Genomic DNA, 16,481 nt, shown 5'->3' on the forward strand with positions numbered 1-16,481 from the left:
CTGCCATTTGATACTGAATCGCCTAATGAATCATTATCAGCAACCAAACCGTAAGCGAAGACAGCATGTGATTTGTTCCTTACTTTATTAGTTTGTGCCAGAAAACCTCTTTTGACCCAACTTTGCCGTCATTGAGTAACTTCTGTTGGAGTTATCTCTATAGCCAATGACTTTGAACGTCATAGGCCGGATAAATCGCGTTAGCGTTGTCATCCGGCGCTAAAGTTATATACGCTCAATTCTCGCTGGCAACCCCTGACGCACCGACGCACCCGACACCCAGTCAAGCCAGGTATTGGCAACCTGCCGGGTAGGATCCGCAAAGCCCAAATCATTGAGATTAATCCCTGACTTTATCTGTGCATCAAATGCCATTGGCTTGCCGTCGAGCGTATGCTGAGCTGCGCCCATCTCTTTATGCCCGTAACCGTGTTCAATGGCGATCACGCCCGGCATGACGCCATGCAGCAGACTTATCTGCGCTTGCGCCTGACCGCCAGGGGTGGTGATACGCACGATATCGCCGTGTGCTAAACCATACCGCTGACCATCCTGCGGATTGAGCGCCACCAGATTAACCGGTTTCAGATGATGAAGGCGCGGGATAACCGCCGTGGCGCTGGACATGGTATTGGATTTAAAGGAAATCAGTTTCAACGGCCACTCTTGTTCCGGGAACAACTCCTCGACCGCACGTCCATCAGACAGACGTGAAGGATACCAGGTCGGGCAGCCGCTGTAGCGCTCGCCGGTAATTGCATGACGGTGCGCGGCGACGTTCGCATTCCAGATTTGGAGCGGTTTTTCCCAGGCATTGCCGACGCGGTTATCAACTCGCCCGCTGATGTCCGGCGCAAAGCGCCCGCCGCGGGAGTAAATAAACGCAACTCGGCTGATTTCATCGGGTTTCAGCGTTTGGGTCATCACAGGCATGATCCGCTGTACTCCGGTCAGCGCTATGTCTTCCGGCTGTGCCTCTGCAACCGGGGCTTTGCCCATAAACGCAATATTGGCGGCGAGGCGCAGGTAGTAATCTTCCGCACGATTCAACGGATAGTGATTACCTTGCGGATCGGTAATCGCATTGTCGCCGAATCCGGGTAGCCCAATGCGCTTTGCCACTGCGATACAGAAAGATTCCATCGAGGCCGGTTGACCGTCAGCCGTGAGGCTGGTCGCAGGTCTGACGACAGGCCAACGCGCGGTGGTGGCTTTGCTGGCCACGCCTGCCCACGGAGCGCTAAATCCCCAGCTTTCGAAGTTGTGGGTATCCGGCACGATGTAATCTGCCAGCGCCGTGGTTTCGTTCATAAAGGCGTCAATCGCGATAAACAGCGGCAAGCGAGCAGGATCCTTGAGCTTTTCTTCCGCCACGCCACGTAATCCCGCAATGCCGTAAAACGGGTTGGTCATGTTTGAGATCCATGCTTTCAGCGGATAAGGGTAACCTTCAAGCGCTGAGACGAGGAGTTCGGTAAGCTGACCTGCGACAAACGGATACCACGGGGCCTTAGCCGGGAAGGGGGATTGTCCGGCAGCTACCTTATTGCGGTACTCTTCGGAAGACTCATAAGCGGTTTTACTGCGCGCGATGCTTAACCCTTTCGGCTTTACCTTCCCGGCGAAGCTGTCCATGTTGTAGCGCGGACCGTCGGTGGCACCATTGAATTTGCCGCCACCAACAAACACACCGCCTTCAAGACTGAGGTTGCCAATCAGCGCATTGAGCATCATTACCGACCAGGCGTTATAAAATCCATTGCCTGCCATCATTCCGCCGTGCGTAATTACTGCCGCTTTACGTCCGTGGCGGGTGAATGCGTCGGCCAGAGCGCCAATGTCTGCTTCTGACACCCCACACTGCTGGCTGTACTGCGTTAGCGACAGTTTCTCTGCGGACTCTCGCAGACACTGGAAGCTGCTTTTTACCGTTACCGTCTGCCCGTCAGCCAGCGTCACCTCGCGGGTAACAAACAGCTGCGCACGCGGGCAACTGTTGGCGGCGACAATCTCACCGGCCTCGTTGACGACCACCGGCTCCTGGGCGGCGTTTGTGCTCAGATGGGCGAGGGTCAGGTGTTGTCCGGCAAGCGTTGGAATTTCATCGGTAATCACAAGATGAGTTGCGTTAGTCCAGCTTTTTTCTCCTGCCTGCTGCATGGCCTGTACGCCGGGAATGGCGAGATAATCAGCGTTATAGCGTTGTTTATCGATAATCCAGCTTATCATCCCCATCGCCAGCGCGGAGTCGCTTCCCGGTCGTACGGGCTGCCAGTGGCCGCGATCGTCAGCCAGCACCGTGGTTAATGGCAGGGCGGGCGCTACCACAACATAGCGGAAGTCGTCACGTAAACGGGCGCTGGCCAACTGGCGGGCCTGGCGCTTAAACGGGTTGCCGGATTGCGCCGGAGAGGTGCCCATAAACAGCGCGAATTCGACGTTATCCCAGTCGGGTTTCACGTGGGAATTTTTATCCAAATCGCCCATTAACGCGCCGGAACCGGCCCGATAGGCCAGCCCGCAGTAAGCGCCATGAGCACCGAAATTTTTACTGCCGAAACTGTTCAGTGCGAAGCGACGTAAAAAGGTATCGCGTCCTTCATCACTGGTATTAGTGACCAGCAGTTGATTGGATTTTGGGCCAAAGCCGGGATGTTTCACATCAAGCGGTGTAGCGGGATCGTGGATGGCTCTCAGACCATCAACGTGGCCTTCACCAAACAGATCTCCGCCTTCCACCACCTCTTTGATCAGCTGTTCGAAGCTGATGCGCTGCCATTTTCCCTCACCGCGCTTACCGACGCGCTTCATGGGCTCCAGAATACGTAACGGGCTGTACAGACCTTCGAGTAAAGTTGCACCACGGGCGCAGGCGGTGGAACGTGCGTCAAGACCTGACTCCCCGGCCAACTGTTCCATTGCCGTGGTAAAGGGGACGGAGGCGTCTATATGGTGCTCGTGCGACAACGGATGATAAGGGTTGCCCGCAATGCGCAGCACCTTGCCTTGCTCAGTGTCAACGCGAACCCGCACGCCACACTGCGTCCAGCAACCAAAGCACTGTGTCATGGAGATCACCTGCTGCGGGTTTTGCTGCCAGTGCGGCCGGGCGTTGGCTTCAGGGATGAGCGCGTTTGCAAAGATGCGGTCACGGGTAATTTTGCCCGAGGTTCCGTCCAGCAAACCGTCTATCGCGCGCTTTGCCACATCCCGATAACTCAGGCCAAAAGTCACCATGCCACCTACGGCAAGGCCCACTTTAAGCCACTGACGACGGGTTAAATTAGCCATGTTGCATTCTCCTTGCGATCGCGTTCAGGGCTTCACGAACAATAATAATCAGTGCTATCCATAGGCCGAAGGTACCCACAATGGCCAGCCAGCCATCGGTGCCGCCGGGCAGGGTGTAGGGATTAAACTGCGCGTTAAATTTCGGTACGGTCTGCACCTGGATGAGTAACGTCCAGCGCATTAGCCAGCACAGCGCCATGGCGCTAAAGGCGAGTAATATGCGCAGCGGTAGCGACAAGGGGTAACGTACAACCAACCCGCAAAGAACAAGTGAAACAAGCCATAACGCAACCCAACCGATAGCGTAGTGTTGTGCTGAAGAAGCAACATCCAGCCATTGGCGGATAGCCGAACCGGAAAGCGTATTACCGCTCACCCAGATCAACACCACGATAGCCAGTGCGATCAACGTGACCATTTGCCCCCACGCTAGCTTACGCGGCAGTACGTCCTTGCTATTTGTCGTGGCAATAAGCAGGGCAAGAAACGTTTGCAGCGCGCTGAGGAACATCGCAATCGGAAAGGCGTAACTGAACCAGATGGGACGCGCCTGCACCACCGACACTTCACGGCCGGTGTAAACCAGCAATCCGATGGCGGACAGCGCGCTACCAAGTGCTAACCACTTTGTGACGTTGTAACTTCTTAGCGTTAGTCGTTTAACGTGCTGCGCCAGAAACCACAGACCTAAAAAACCGGTAAACAGCGGTAAGAACAGTGCGCCCCACGGCATCCAGGACCAGGGCGTCGGATACGCATAGAAATGCCAGACGCGGGCGGTTTGGTGTAGATCAGCGGTCAGCGCCAGCGGTGCGGTAATCGCGCAGGTCAGGGCGATTAACAGCGTCAGATTCTCCAGATCTGCCGTTTCTTTTTTGCGCCAGTGGAGAACGCAGGCGAACAGTGCGGCGCAGGCGGCAATGCCGATGAAAAAGAAATATTGTACGGCCCAGGGTAACCAACTTACGTCCTGGGGATGGGCCAGAACCTCGTCGATAATTAGTGAATGGTTCATTTAAACCTCCTGCCAGAGAGCGGGTTGAGCACGTCCAATCAATGGGGTGACAAACGCCTCATCCAGTCCCAGATAGAACACGTGAGGAGACGTACCGCTTTCCGGCTTCAGGACTTTGATGGTGTCATGGTGTTCATGCAGCATTTGTGAAATGCGGCTGTGTGGATCTTTAATATCGCCAATGATGCGCGCGCCGCCGACGCAGGATTCTACACAGGCCGGGAGCAGCCCCGCTTCGAGGCGGTGAACGCAGAAGGTACATTTATCGGCGGTTTGCGTTTCATGGTTGATGAATCGCGCATCATAAGGGCAGGCCTGCACGCAATAGGCGCAGCCAACGCAGCGTGTGTTGTCGACCACCACGATGCCGTCTTCGCGTTGGAAAGTGGCCTGTACCGGGCAAACGGGCACGCAAGGGGGATTATCACAATGGTTGCATAGTCGCGGCAGCAGGACGTTGGTGACGCTTAGCTGACCTTCAATCTGTACTTGATACTGGTTGACGAAGGTACGAAATTCGCCCTGTGGCGTCTGGTTTTCAATGGCGCAACTGACGGTACAGGCCTGGCAGCCAATACAGCGTCGCAGGTCAACCAGCATGGCGTAGCGATGCTGAAGTGAGCCTTCATGGCGTTCAGGTGAAAAGGGAAATTTCGCCTGAGCCAGCGGAACCAGTGATGCGCCAGCGGTCAGGACGCCCAGTTGCTGGAGAAACTGCCGTTTACTGCTGTCCATATTTTCTCCCGTCACGATGCAACAACGAAACATTGGTCACGCCGTTGATTTGCGTGTGATGAATAAAGAATCTCAATGATTTACAGTGTAAAAATCGTGACGGGGTATACTCTATTGTGGTTAACCACATACCCGGCTTGTTGTTGATCTAAAACAACATAATTGACAGGGACAATTGAGTGGGACGCAACGTAGTAAGATGTCTGACAGTGCTGGCGTCGCTGTGGATGCTAAGCGGCGCGGTCAGGGCGCAGACATGGAACATTGGCGTTTTGGCGATGCGCGGGGAGGTTTCTACACGTAATCACTGGCAGCCGCTGGAAACATTGTTGAATCAGCAAATCCCCGGCGAACAGTTTCATATTCAACCGCTGGATCTGCACCAGATGCAGGAGGCGGTGAATCGTGGAACGGTGCAGTTTGTTGTTACTAATCCGGCGCAGTTTGTTCAGCTAAACAGCCGTTCTGCGCTGCGCTGGCTGGCTTCGCTACGCTCCACCCGTGGTGGGAAAGCCACCAGTAACGTGATCGGCAGCGCGATCCTCGTCAGACGCGACAGCGGGATAACCTCCCCACACGATCTGATCGGCAAAACGGTTGGCGCCATTGATGCTCAGGCTTTTGGCGGCTATTTGCTGGGATATAAAGCGCTCAGTGATGCCGGTCTGCGCCCTGAACGCGATTTACGTCTGACGTTTACCGGATTTCCCGCCGATGCCTTACTCTATTTATTACGTGAAAAAGCCGTGCAGGCGGTGATCGTGCCGGTGTGCCTGCTGGAAAAAATGGATGAAGAAGGCCTCATTCGTAAAACCGATTTTATGACCGTGTTGAACCATCCGACCTCAATTCCCTGTCTGACCAGTACACCGCTCTATCCTGACTGGTCATTTGCCGCACTACCTGCAGTGAGTGACGAGCTGGCCGATCGCGTCACGCGGGTGCTGTTCAATGCACCGCAAAACGCGACATTTCGCTGGGGAGCGCCCGCCTCGACCCGCGAGGTGGAAGCGTTGTTGCGCGATGTCCGCCAGCATCCGCAGCAGCGTCAGCTGTGGCTGGATGTCAAAAGCTGGTTTATTCAACACCGACTGGCAATGGGGGGCGTTGCCATCGTGTTGCTGTTGCTGACGCTCAATTACATCTGGGTAATGCTGTTGGTTCGCCGACGCGGCAGGCAGCTAGAGCGGAACAATGTGTTGTTGCACAAACAGGAACAGGCGCTGGAGACTGCCCGACAAATGAGCGTGCTGGGGGAGATGACCTCCGGTTTTGCCCATGAGCTCAATCAGCCGTTGTCGGCTATCCGCCATTATGCCCAAGGCTGTCTGATTCGCCTGCGCGGTCAGGATGAGCAGCATCCGTTGCTGCCCGTGCTTGAGCACATCGACACCCAGGCACAAAGGGGGGCCGATACGCTGCGCAATCTCCGGCAGTGGGTCAGCCAGGCACAGGGCAATCCGGTACTTCCCGATGACTGGCAAGCCATCAACGTTCACGATGCTATCCATCACGTCTGGCAATTACTACGCATGCCCCAGCAATTCCCGGCGGTAACGCTGCACACACAGGTCAGCAAGGCGTTAACATTGACGCTGCCAAGCGTTCTTCTTGAGCAGGTGCTGGCCAATCTGGTACTCAATGCCGCCCAGGCAGGGGCTACCACAGTTTGGTTTAGCGCCCTGCATAAGGATGGTGGTGTGAGTATTCAGGTGCAGGATAATGCCGGAGGCATTGACGAGACGCAGTTGTATCAGGCGTTTCAGCCGTTTATGACCACGCGTAAAGAAGGCATGGGACTAGGACTGGTCATTTGTCAGCGACTGGTGCGCTACGCAAACGGAGATATTGAGATCAACAATCAGCAGGCCCCGGACGGAAAAGCGGGGGCGAGAGTGACATTATATTTTAAACCAAATCGGGAAGGAGGCCGTAGTGGCGATAATTCATCTGCTGGATGACGACATTGCCGTCACCCAGGCCTGTGCGTTTTTATTGGAAAGTCTGGGATATGACGTGTCTTGCTGGGAGCAAGGTGAGAAATTCCTCGCTGAGGCAAATCTGCACCAGGTGGGTGTACTGCTGCTGGATATGCGTATGCCGGTACTGGATGGGCACGCTGTGCATGAAATCATGCGTCAGAAAGCAAGCACGCTGGCGGTGGTCTTTCTCACCGGGCATGGCGATGTGCCGATGGCGGTTGAGCAAATGAAACGTGGCGCGGTCGATTTTTTGCAAAAACCGGTGTCAGCCGTGCCGCTTCAGGCAGCATTAGAACATGCCTTGCAGGTCTCGGCAGCGGCGTTCTCGCGACAAGAGATCATCTGCTGCTATCAACAACTTACGCCAAAAGAACGGGAACTGGCGCATCTGGTAGCAAAAGGATTAATGAATCGGGAAATTGCTGATGCCATGAATATTGCCGTGCGTACGGTTGAAGTGCACCGGGCGCGGGTGATGGAAAAAATGCAGGCGGGAAGTCTTGCTGAGCTTGTAAATCGACTTCAGAGAGTTCAGTAGAATGATGACATTTCTTTGATTTTCATTGAATTTTGTCTAAATCCTCAGAGTGATATATGCTGTTGGTTTGAGTTAATGACGAGCGGGCAAAAATGGGAAATCAGACGAAAGACGACGAGTTGTACCGTGAAATGTGCAGAGTAGTCGGTAAAGTAGTGCTGGAAATGCGCGATCTGGGACAAGAGCCTAAGCATATCGTCATTGCGGGAGTACTGAGAACCACCCTTGCTAACCAGCGTGTGAAGCGCAGTGAGTTAGAAAAACAGGCTATTGAGACCGTAATTAAAGCATTGGCCGGATAATCCGCAAAAAGAGGGCGGCAGTTTCTCTCGCCGTCCTCTTATTCTCATTACGTTAATCTATCAATAATTATAATTTAGTGTTGCAATTAACGCTATCCAACTCGCTATATATTTAATTGTATATCGGATGATATATAAAAATATATATGAGAGTGGAGTCACAAATATTTGCAAGACATATGAAGTGCTATTTCAATTTATCTTAATGATAATAAATCTCACTCCGCATTAATTATATCCCTTCCGTTTTTTAATTGATGACGATCAAGACTATGCATGCTGAATAACCACATTATTTCCATGCCTAACCCTAAAGGATTAGATTCATTCAGTTTAACCACCGTCATTTATGCGATCAGGTTAGGGCAAAAATTTACGTGTTGTTGGCAACATTAACCGCCCGATATGGCTTGAGCTGCGCTGGTTTAAATTAGCCTGAAGGTGTTGCTACCACAGCATTTGCGAAGAGGATGCGAAATAAATGAACCAGGTTGATCGTCCATTTTTAGATTGTGGTTTAACGCGACTAGAATTTCTGCGGATATCAGGAAAAGGACTGGCGGGATTAACGATTGCTCCCGCGCTGTTATCCCTTTTTGGTTGTAAGCAGGAAGATGTCGATAGTGGGACTGTTGGGCTTATCAATACGCCTAAAGGGGTTCTGGTGACCCAGCGAGCTCGCTGTACGGGCTGTCACCGCTGTGAAATTTCCTGTACCAATTATAACGATGGTGCGGTGGGTACCTTCTTTTCCCGGATAAAAATCCATCGCAATTTCTTCTTTGGCGATGATGGTGTCGGGTCCGGTGGTGGGCTGTATGGCGATTTAAACTATACCGCAGATACCTGCCGGCAATGCAAAGACCCGCAGTGTATGAAGGTTTGCCCAATAGGTGCAATTACCTGGAAACAGGAAGACGGTTGTATTGCGGTGGACCACAAACGCTGTATTGGCTGTAGCGCGTGTACCACAGCCTGTCCGTGGATGATGGCGACCGTAAATACCGAAACGAAAAAGTCCTCAAAATGTGTGTTATGCGGGGAATGCGCCAATGCTTGTCCGACTGGGGCATTAAAAATTATCGAGTGGAAAGATATTACTGTTTGATAGATAGCAGGCATACCTGATTCGCGCCATTAATTGCCAAAAATACCGCAGTTTTGGATAAAAAAACTGCCTGAAGAATGGCGGGTATATCTATTAAACCTTCTTGCAAAGGAAAACATGATGGCTAATGGTTGGACAGGTACTATTTTACGGGTCAATCTCACCACGGGTAATATCACCCTTGAAGATTCCAGTAAATTTAAAAAATTTGTCGGTGGGATGGGCTTTGGTTATAAAATTATGTACGACGAAGTCCCGCCAGGCACCATGCCTTTTGATGAAGGGAATAAGTTGGTTTTTGCCACCGGACCATTAACGGGCTCTGGCGCTCCCTGTAGCTCCCGCGTCAATATCACCTCCTTATCGACATTTACCAAAGGCAATTTAGTCGTGGATGCTCATATGGGCGGTTTCTTTGCTGCACAAATGAAATTCGCCGGTTACGACGCCATTATTATTGAAGGCAAGTCCGCATCACCGGTCTGGATCAACATTAAAGACGATAAGGTTAGCATCGAAAAAGCCGATTTCCTGTGGGGTAAGGGGACGCGCGCCACAACTGAAGAAATTTGTCGCATCACCAGCCCGGAAACCTGCGTCGCCGCGATAGGCCAGGCGGGGGAAAATCTGGTGCCGCTCTCCTGCATGATCAACAGTCGCAACCACAGCGGCGGAGCTGGTACTGGCGCAGTAATGGGCTCGAAAAACCTGAAGGCTATTGCGGTAGAAGGGACCAAAGGCGTCAATATTGCCGATCGCAAAGAGATGAAGCGGCTCAATGACTACATGATGACCGAGCTCATCGGCGCTAACAACAACCACGTTGTGCCAAGCACCCCGCAGGCCTGGGCAGAATACTCTTCGCCAAACTCGCGCTGGACGGCGCGTAAAGGGCTGTTCTGGGGCGCAGCAGAAGGCGGACCAATCGAAACCGGGGAAATCCCGCCGGGCAACCAAAATACGGTAGGTTTCCGTACCTATAAATCGGTGTTCGATCTGGGGCCAGCCGCAGAGAAATACACGGTCAAAATGAGCGGCTGTCATTCATGCCCTATTCGTTGTATGTCACAGCTCAATGTCCCGCGGGTGAAGGATTTTGGCGTGCCGAGTACCGGCGGCAACACTTGTGTGGCGAACTTTGTACACACCACCATTTTCCCCAATGGCCCGAAAGATTTTGACGATAAAGACGATGGGCGTGTGGTGGGAAACCTGATTGGTCTGAACCTGTTTGACGATTACGGTATCTGGTGTAACTACGGCCAGTTGCACCGTGATTTTACTTATTGCTATTCGAAAGGCGTCTTTAAGCGCGTACTGCCGGCTGAAGAGTATGCGGAGATCCGCTGGGATCAGTTGGAAGCGGGTGATCCTAATTTTATTAAAGACTTTTACTATCGGTTGGCGCATCGCGTGGGAGAACTCAGTCACCTTGCGGACGGCTCTTATGCCATTGCTGAACGCTGGGATTTGGGCGAAGAGTACTGGGGTTATGCCAAAAATAAACTGTGGTCGCCGTTCGGTTTTCCTGTTCACCATGCGAACGAGGCTTCAGCGCAGGTGGGGGCGATCACCAACTGTATGTTTAACCGTGACTGCATGGCGCATACCCATATCAACTTCATCGGTTCCGGTTTACCGTTGAAATTGCAGCGCGAAGTGGCGGGCGAGCTGTTTGGTTCACAGGATGCCTACGATGAAACCAAAAACTACACCCCGATCAATGCTGCCAAGATCAAATATGCCAAATGGACGCTGCTGAAAGTCTGTCTGCATAACGCGGTTACGTTGTGTAACTGGGTTTGGCCGATGACGGTTTCACCACTCAAAAGCCGTAACTATCGCGGAGACTTGGATCTGGAGGCGAAGTTCTTCCAGGCAGTCACCGGTGATGAAACCACGCAGGCGAGTCTGGACCTTGCCGCTGAACGCATCTTTACACTGCATCGCGCTTATACGGTCAAACTGATGCAAACCAAGGATATGCGCAATGAGCATGATCTCATCTGCTCCTGGGTATTCGATAAAGATCCGAAGATCCCGGTCTTCACTGAAGGAACCGACAAGATGGACAGGGAGGATATGCGTCAGTCATTGACGATGTTCTATCAGGAAATGGGCTGGGATCCAGAGCTGGGTTGCCCAACGCGTGAAACCCTGAACCGACTCGGACTTGAAGACGTGGCAGCTGATTTGGCGGCGCAAGATCTGTTGCCAGCGTAAGGAACGTGAGATGACTAACGTGAGCAACGTTCTGGCACCCGTAGAGGCGCTTCCTGACGAGGTTGATAGTCAAAAGAGACACTGGCTACAGGCTTTTCACTCGCCGGTAGAACAGGTGACTGCGCCGCAGGTTCAGGATCCTGCCAGCCCGGAGTCGATTGTGGCAGATTTTATCCGCCAGCATTCGGCATCGGGGCAATTGGTGGGGCGCAGCGTGTTTCTGCAGCCACCTTATTCGGTCCCTGAAACCGATCTATCCGCGCTGCTGGATGCGCTGTGTCAGGACGCAATTAACGCGGATATCACCCGTGTGCAGGGCACGGAAGATGTCTATTTCTACTCAACGCAAACCATGACGGCAAACTACGCCGACATGTGCGTGCAGGTGGTGGAAAACGACATCTGCCGTGCGATTGCCGAGGCGGTACGTTTCGACGGCCGCACGTATCCTCGCCCCTATAAGGTCGCCATGTTGACGCAACCGCCGTATAGCTTTGAATCTCAGCAGATTACAGCGGCGCTAACGGCTATGGAAACGCATCCCGATTACGCAGATATACGTACTGTGGAATCGTCAAATGCGGAACCTTATCTGTTTAGCGAACGTTTTATGAGTTATGGCAAAGCGTACGGCCTGTGTGAATGGCTTGAGGTTGAGCAGTATCAGAACCCCTGAATTATTCAGGTTGATGTCATGGAACGTGTGGACGACCACTGTCACAGTTTAGAGGATAACCCGATGTCCTTCACCCGACGAAAATTTGTCATTGGCATGGGGACGGTGATTTTTTTCACCGGCCCAGGTCAAAATCTGTTAGCGAGTACCAGGAGCCCTAAAGCCGTTCGTTACGTCATGATTCACGACGAATCACTGTGTAACGGATGTAATATCTGCGCGCGGGCCTGCAGGAAAACCAACCATGTTCCTGCCCAGGGCAGCCGTTTGTCGATAGCGCATATTCCAGTCTCGGACAACGACAACGAAACGCTGTATCACTACTTCCGTCAATCCTGCCAGCATTGTGATGATGCGCCTTGTATTGAGGTGTGTCCGACCGGTGCCTCCTGGCGGGATGAGAACGGTATTGTGCGAGTAGATACGTCTTCCTGTATCGGCTGCAGTTACTGTATTGGTGCGTGTCCTTATCAGGTTCGTTATCTCAACCCGCATACCAAAGTGGCGGATAAATGCGACTTTTGCGCTGAATCACGCCTGGCGAAAGGTTTTCCACCGATCTGTGTTAACGCTTGCCCGGAACATGCGCTGATTTTTGGCCGTGAAGATAGCCCGGAAATTCAGACCTGGTTGCGAGAAAACAAGTATTACGAATATCAACTTGCAGGCGCCGGGAAACCCCATCTGTATCGTCGGTTCGGTCAACATTTGATTAAAAAGGAAAATGTATGAACGCGTCGCAAAATGCCGAACAGTTTCACGCCCAGCTTGCGCAGTATGTTCCCCTGTTTTCACCGGACTACTGGCCCGTGTGGTTAGTCGTTGCCGGGTTAATGCTGGTGGGAATGTGGCTGGTGCTGGCGCTTCACGCCATGCTGCGCTTTCGGGCGGTACATAAAACGTCGGCAGGGCACGGTGAGAAGGTCTATTTATATTCGAAGGCTGTTCGTTTGTGGCACTGGTCGAATGCGCTGTTGTTTTTGCTACTTCTGGTCAGTGGCCTGGTCAATCACTTCTCTGCCGTCAGCGCACCGGTAATGAAAAGCCTGCTTACCGTTCATGAGGTTTGCGGCTTTTTGCTACTTGCCTGCTGGGTTGGTTTTGTGCTGATCAACCTGATTGGCGGCAACGGACATCACTATATTATTCAACGTCAGGGCTGGATCGCTCGCGCGCAAAGACAAACACGTTTTTACCTGTTTGGCATTATGCAGGGCGAGTCACACCCATTCCCGGCATCACCGCGTTCTAAATTCAATCCGCTACAGCAGGCGGCCTACGTTGGCGTGATGTATGGGTTGCTGCCACTACTGCTGATTTCTGGGTTGTTATCGCTTTACCCGACGGTCGTCGGAGATCTGTTTCCTGGTGTGCGTTACTGGCTGCTTCAGGCGCACTTTGCGCTGGCAATTGTCAGTCTGTTTTTCATTTTTGGGCATCTTTATCTTTGCACTACGGGCCGCACGCCGGGCGAAACCTTCAAGTGTATGGTGGATGGCTACCACCGGCATTAAGCGATGATGATTACACGAAGTGACTTACGGGCCTGGCGTGTTGGGCCCGTCATGTATCGCTGGTTTCTACGCGCGTTTCCCGCAGGAGGAAGCTATGCCGATGTTCATCGCGCGCTCCAGCGGGAAGGGTATACCGATTGGGCAAATAGCCTGGTGGAATACGGCTGGTCGAAATGGAGGGAAGAGGCGAGTTTTGCTCAGCAGGATATTGACGCAATGGGGAATATTTCCTGTGAGCAAGCCGCGGAGGAAACCAGTCGTCCGTTGGCGAGTGCGGAAGATTATGCCCGATTTAGCAGTGCGGGTGACAACGTTAAAATTGCCAGCGCCGGGTATGCCGCACAGATCGCCAGTGCCGGTTACAGCGCACGGATTGGCAGTGTAGGCTATAACACGCATATCGGCAGTTCAGGCGATCGTGGGCGAATAGCGATTGCGGGAAATTCGGCGCGTATCAGCAGTGTGGGCGACGGAACGCGTATCGCCAGTACCGGCATGCGCGTACGCATCAGTTCGCTTGGCGACCGAAACCGGATTGCCAGTAGCGGTGATTTAACCCAGGTAGCCTGTTTTGGCGCAGAGGCAAAAATCGCTAACTGCGCGGATAATATCCACATTATTGCCAGCGGAGAGAACGCCGTTGTTGCCAGTACCGGTACTGTAGATTCGATAACGCTCGGTCCCGGCGGATGTGCGGCGCTGGCTTATCACGATGGCGAGAGAATGCGCTTTGCGCTTGCCGTTGAAGGGGAAAAAAACATTCGGGCGGGCGTGAAATATCGGCTCAACGAAGACCATCAGTTTGTGGAATGTTGAGCCGAGAGGTTATTTTAGTGCGAAGCGGCGCTGGGTGATTTTCTCCAGGCTAAAGCACAGCAGGTAATAGACCAGTCCGGTAAAGATAAAAATGGCTGTCGGGTAGATTTGCACCCGGCTGTTAACCTGACCGGCAACCGTCGTGAGTTCCGGTACGTTAACGATAAATGCCAGTGACGTGTCCTTCAGTAGCCCAATGAAAATCCCCGTCAACGACGGCAGTACGTTACGCAGCACCTGCGGCAGCAAGATAAGCCACAGGGCCTGATCCCGGCGAAACCCCTGAACGACTGCCGCTTCATATTGCCCGCCAGGCAGTGCGCTAATTCCAGCATACACCGAGTGCATCACCGAAGCGGTGGTGAACCATGCCAGCGCCAGCGTCACGGTAACGGCACCGGGCAGATCGCTTCCGGTCAGCATGGGTAGCAAATACCACATCCAGAAAATCACAAAGATGAGCGGAATGCCGCGAATAAATTCCGCCCAGATAAACAACCCGTTGCGAACCGCGCCAGGAAATCGCCAGGCGCAGCAGGCAAGAACGATCCCGCCAGGCAGCGCCAGCAAAGCCGCACCGATAGCCATCAGCAAAGTGAGCAGTACACCGCCGGGTTGCCCCTCAGCTACACGTCCCCACAGGAGATAGTCAAGATTGTCGGTAATGACCGAAATATTAGCGATCATGCAGTATGCTCCTGACGCTGAAGATGCGCATTCTTAGCTTTGACGATTTACCCGCCGCCGGCCGCGGGCCAAGACGCGTAAGCAACATACCCAGCACGATGCCGGTAAACAGATAGAGTGCGGTGCCAACGGCAAAGGCTTCCAGCGCGTGCGCGTTGTAGCTCTCAATTTGCCGTACCTGGTAGGTGAGCTCAGCAAATCCAATACCGCTGGCAAGCGAGGAAAGCTTCATCAGGTTGAGATATTGCCCAACAATGGGTTGCCAGGCGTTTGCCAGTCCCTGAGGCAGTAGAATGTGACGAAATATCGCCCAGGATGAAAACCCCTGCGCCACGGCAGCCTCGCGTTGTCCGGCAGAAACTGCCTGTAAACCTGAGGCGATCTCTTCGACCAAAAATGCTGAGGTAAATACGCCCAGTCCCCATGCTGAACAGATAAACTCCGGTGTTAACCACCAGACATCACCCGGCAGAATTGACCATGGATGATCAGCATTGATGAAGCTAATGACGTCACGGGGAAGCCAGTTCCATGCGGCAAAATACCAGAACATCAGTTGCACCAGTAAAGGTGTATTGCGAAACACCGAGACCCACACCCCGACCATCGTTTTAGCGAGACGATTGCCCGTCAGTCGCAGGCTGAGCAGTGAGATGGCAATGAGCGTGGCGAGCACGATACCTGCCAGCGTCACCCAAAGCGTGGTAAGAAAACCAGAAATTATCCATTGCAGGGGTTGCCCGCTCAGCACTCCCTGCCAGTCCATTGCATGCATTATGATGATGACTCCTGGTGTAACGGGTCGAGCACTTTTTTCAGGAAACGCTGGGTTCTCGGGTGCTGTGGTTGGACGAAAAAATCCTCCGGCGGGGCCACTTCAAGAATATCGCCACCATCGATGAAAACAACACGATCGGCAATCTCGCGGGCGAAATGCATTTCGTGGGTCACGACGATCATGGTGATACCGCTGTGGGCGAGATTTTTCATCACCTGCAATACCTCGCCGATCATTTCAGGATCCAGCGCGGAGGTGGGCTCATCAAACAGAATAATTTGCGGTGATGAAGCCAGCGCGCGGGCGATGGCAACGCGCTGCTGCTGTCCACCGGACAACTGTGCGGCATAGGCATTGGCTTTTTCCGCCAGTCCCACCTTTTCCAGCAACTCAAGTGCCCGACGATCCGCTTCCGTCTTATTCCAGCCGTGAACATATTCCAGCGCCAGCGCGATGTTTTGCAGTGCAGTCAGATGCGAATAGAGATTGAATTGCTGAAATACGAAACCGATACGGCTGCGTAGCTGGCGTAATGCCGCCCCGCGCAACTGGCTAATCGGTTTACCTTCAATGAAGATTTCGCCATCGCTGAGCGACTCCAACTGGTTGATAAGACGTATAAGAGTGGACTTTCCAGAGCCGGAAGGCCCCAGAATGGTCACCACTTCACCGGGCTCAACTGCCAGGTTGACGCCGTTAAGTACAGTTTGAGCGCCATACTCTTTAACCACATTGCGTAGTTCGACGCTCGCCTGACGCAAATGGGTAAAATCCGCAGCCGAAGCTGCGGAACGATGAAAAAGGGCTGAGAGCATA

The 16,481-nt window shown here is 53.1% G+C and carries 15 protein-coding genes; 9 read left to right on the top strand and 6 right to left on the bottom strand.

Going from position 1 to position 16,481, the window contains the following annotated elements; genetic code table 11:
• Positions 1–225: 225 nt before the first annotated feature.
• From ttrA to ttrB, 3 genes are read right to left on the bottom strand one after another with little or no spacing between them, the layout of a single operon-like run.
• A complete protein-coding gene (gene ttrA / locus OGV89_RS22280) occupies positions 226–3,291 on the bottom strand; it encodes a tetrathionate reductase subunit TtrA (RefSeq protein ID WP_200003166.1) in 3,066 nt (1,021 codons plus the stop codon).
• On the bottom strand, positions 3,284–4,306 hold the full coding sequence (gene ttrC, locus OGV89_RS22285) for a tetrathionate reductase subunit TtrC (protein ID WP_200003165.1): 1,023 nt from the start codon (positions 4,304–4,306) through the stop codon (positions 3,284–3,286). The genes ttrA and ttrC overlap by 8 nt, the downstream gene beginning before the upstream one ends.
• Complete coding sequence (gene ttrB / locus OGV89_RS22290) at positions 4,307–5,041, bottom strand: tetrathionate reductase subunit TtrB (protein WP_353655508.1); 735 nt, start codon at positions 5,039–5,041, stop codon at positions 4,307–4,309.
• Between the two features lie 227 nt (positions 5,042–5,268).
• Between ttrB and ttrS the strand changes: the two genes are divergently transcribed.
• The 9 genes from ttrS (at position 5,269) to ydhT (ending at position 14,200) form a co-directional block, all read left to right on the top strand.
• The gene (ttrS, locus tag OGV89_RS22295) at positions 5,269–7,002 is read left to right on the top strand and encodes a tetrathionate respiration histidine kinase TtrS (protein ID WP_085954020.1); all 1,734 of its coding nucleotides are present in this window, start codon (positions 5,269–5,271) and stop codon (positions 7,000–7,002) included.
• A complete protein-coding gene (gene ttrR / locus OGV89_RS22300; RefSeq protein WP_016150153.1) occupies positions 6,977–7,561 on the top strand; it encodes a tetrathionate respiration response regulator TtrR in 585 nt (194 codons plus the stop codon). The genes ttrS and ttrR overlap by 26 nt, the downstream gene beginning before the upstream one ends.
• A gap of 92 nt (positions 7,562–7,653) precedes the next feature.
• Complete coding sequence (gene fumD, locus OGV89_RS22305; RefSeq protein ID WP_003029345.1) at positions 7,654–7,863, top strand: fumarate hydratase FumD; 210 nt, start codon at positions 7,654–7,656, stop codon at positions 7,861–7,863.
• 481 nt (positions 7,864–8,344) lie between these two features.
• Positions 8,345–8,971, top strand: coding sequence for a ferredoxin-like protein (locus OGV89_RS22310; protein WP_003029338.1), 627 nt, complete (start codon positions 8,345–8,347; stop codon positions 8,969–8,971).
• Between the two features lie 120 nt (positions 8,972–9,091).
• A complete protein-coding gene (locus OGV89_RS22315; RefSeq protein ID WP_003029336.1) occupies positions 9,092–11,194 on the top strand; it encodes an aldehyde ferredoxin oxidoreductase in 2,103 nt (700 codons plus the stop codon).
• Positions 11,195–11,204: 10 nt separating this feature from the next.
• Complete coding sequence (locus OGV89_RS22320) at positions 11,205–11,870, top strand: YdhW family putative oxidoreductase system protein (protein WP_200003164.1); 666 nt, start codon at positions 11,205–11,207, stop codon at positions 11,868–11,870.
• A 63-nt stretch (positions 11,871–11,933) separates the two neighbouring features.
• Positions 11,934–12,602, top strand: coding sequence for a 4Fe-4S dicluster domain-containing protein (locus tag OGV89_RS22325; RefSeq protein ID WP_003029332.1), 669 nt, complete (start codon positions 11,934–11,936; stop codon positions 12,600–12,602).
• Complete coding sequence (gene phsC, locus OGV89_RS22330) at positions 12,599–13,384, top strand: thiosulfate reductase cytochrome B subunit (protein ID WP_057101579.1); 786 nt, start codon at positions 12,599–12,601, stop codon at positions 13,382–13,384. The genes OGV89_RS22325 and phsC overlap by 4 nt, the downstream gene beginning before the upstream one ends.
• Before the next feature lie 51 nt (positions 13,385–13,435).
• Positions 13,436–14,200: a protein YdhT gene (gene ydhT / locus OGV89_RS22335; RefSeq protein ID WP_502874042.1), complete on the top strand. Its 765-nt coding sequence runs from the start codon at positions 13,436–13,438 to the stop codon at positions 14,198–14,200.
• A gap of 9 nt (positions 14,201–14,209) precedes the next feature.
• On the opposite strand, the gene OGV89_RS22340 is transcribed toward ydhT, so the two are convergent.
• Genes OGV89_RS22340 through OGV89_RS22350 form a run of 3 tightly spaced genes read right to left on the bottom strand, consistent with a single transcriptional unit; the run spans position 14,210 to position 16,480 of the window.
• Positions 14,210–14,887 carry an amino acid ABC transporter permease gene (locus OGV89_RS22340; RefSeq protein ID WP_032935888.1) on the bottom strand — a complete coding sequence of 226 codons (678 nt, stop codon included), beginning with the start codon at positions 14,885–14,887 and terminating at the stop codon, positions 14,210–14,212.
• On the bottom strand, positions 14,877–15,662 hold the full coding sequence (locus tag OGV89_RS22345) for an amino acid ABC transporter permease (protein ID WP_049001313.1): 786 nt from the start codon (positions 15,660–15,662) through the stop codon (positions 14,877–14,879). Before OGV89_RS22345 ends, OGV89_RS22340 begins: the two co-directional genes overlap by 11 nt.
• The gene (locus OGV89_RS22350) at positions 15,662–16,480 is read right to left on the bottom strand and encodes an amino acid ABC transporter ATP-binding protein (RefSeq protein WP_121540008.1); all 819 of its coding nucleotides are present in this window, start codon (positions 16,478–16,480) and stop codon (positions 15,662–15,664) included. Before OGV89_RS22350 ends, OGV89_RS22345 begins: the two co-directional genes overlap by 1 nt.
• Position 16,481 lies beyond the last annotated feature (1 nt).

It is taken from the genome of Citrobacter sp. Cf125, from assembly GCF_030333935.1.
GTDB lineage: Bacteria > Pseudomonadota > Gammaproteobacteria > Enterobacterales > Enterobacteriaceae > Citrobacter > Citrobacter freundii.